The organism is Bradyrhizobium campsiandrae, assembly GCF_014529705.1.
GTDB lineage: Bacteria > Pseudomonadota > Alphaproteobacteria > Rhizobiales > Xanthobacteraceae > Bradyrhizobium > Bradyrhizobium campsiandrae.
Map to the genome: position 1 here is coordinate 1 of NZ_JAANIH010000157.1, position 1,296 is coordinate 1,296.

1 protein-coding gene is annotated in these 1,296 nt (G+C 57.3%); it reads left to right on the forward strand.

What is annotated here, in order from left to right; genetic code table 11:
• Positions 1-23: 23 nt before the first annotated feature.
• Entirely contained in the window at positions 24-1,049 is a 1,026-nt protein-coding gene (locus G8O24_RS42450) for an IS110 family RNA-guided transposase (protein WP_188108405.1), read from the forward strand.
• Positions 1,050-1,296 lie beyond the last annotated feature (247 nt).

The following is a 1,296-nucleotide window of genomic DNA, read 5'->3' on the forward strand; positions in this document are numbered from 1 at the left end:
TGATGGCAAGGGAGAGCAATGCTATGAAACAGTACGTCGGTTTGGACATCTCCATGGAAGAAACCAGCGTTTGTGTTTTGGACGAGAGCGGCGGCGTGACATTCGAAGGTTGCGTGCCCACCGATCCAGAGGCGATCGCTAAACTCTTGCGGCGGCATGCCGGGAACGCTGAGCGGATCGTATTTGAAACCGGCTCGCTATCCAATTGGCTTTGGCACCAGCTCAGGGCGCTGGACTTTCCGGTTATTTGCCTTGATGCGCGTCATGCCAACGCAGCGCTATCAATGCGCATCAACAAGTCGGACGAGAACGATGCCAAAGGACTGGCTGAAATGGCCCGCATGGGATGGTACCGGGAAGCTGCCGTGAAGGGGGCGGAGAACTGGAAAACCCGTTCGATGCTGGCGGCTCGAACCAAACTGGTGAATCTGCGGCGGGACATCGACAACCAGATGCGCGGTCTGTGTAAGGGGCTGGGAATAGTGCTCGGCAAGGCCGGTTCGACCAACCTGGCTCGCAAAGTCAACGCCGTGCTTGCTGAAGCGCCGGATTTACAAGATATTTTCGCGCCGCTACTCCTTGCCCAGTCCTGTTTGACCGAGCAAATTGACAAATTTGATCGACAACTCCTGGCAGTGGCAAAAGACGACCAAACTGTTCGGCGAATGATGACCGTTCCCGGGATTGGTCCGCTGACTGCCCTGTCCTTCGTCACTACCATCGATGATCCCACTCGCTTCAGACATTCGGCCGACGTCGGCGCCTATCTCGGCCTGACACCAAGACGTTATCAGTCCGGTGAGATCGACCGCTCCGGCCGCATCTCCAAGCGCGGCAACCACCAAGTTCGAACTTATTTGTTCGAGGCCGCAAACGTCCTGCTGACCGTCGTAAGACGAGGTTCTGCGCTCAAGCGCTGGGGCAGCAAGCTGGCCAAACGCATCGGCACCAAAAAGGCCAAGGTCGCCCTCGCTCGCAAAATGGCTGTCATCCTCCATGCCATCTGGACCGATGGCACCGAATTCCAGGCAGAGATACGTACCGCATGAACCAGCGTTAAACCAACCGAGATCCGCCTTCGGCGGAACATGCGTCCCTGCCGGGACGGAAGGTGTTGGCAATCTCGAAGTCGTCCCTGCGGGCAATATGCACCGCGCTCTTCACATCGAGATGCTACACCTCTTGAACGCCATCATGCGGCGCTCCTGCATCGAGACGACCGCGGAAAGAACCATGAACCCGGCAGTGGATCATGTTTGTCGATCGGGGTTGACACCGTGCCCGCGATTAAAGAAC

Coding starts and splice junctions, on each gene's coding strand:
- G8O24_RS42450 (WP_188108405.1), top strand. CDS start 24: ATGAAACAGTACGTCGGTTTGGACATCTCCATGGAAGAAACCAGCGTT.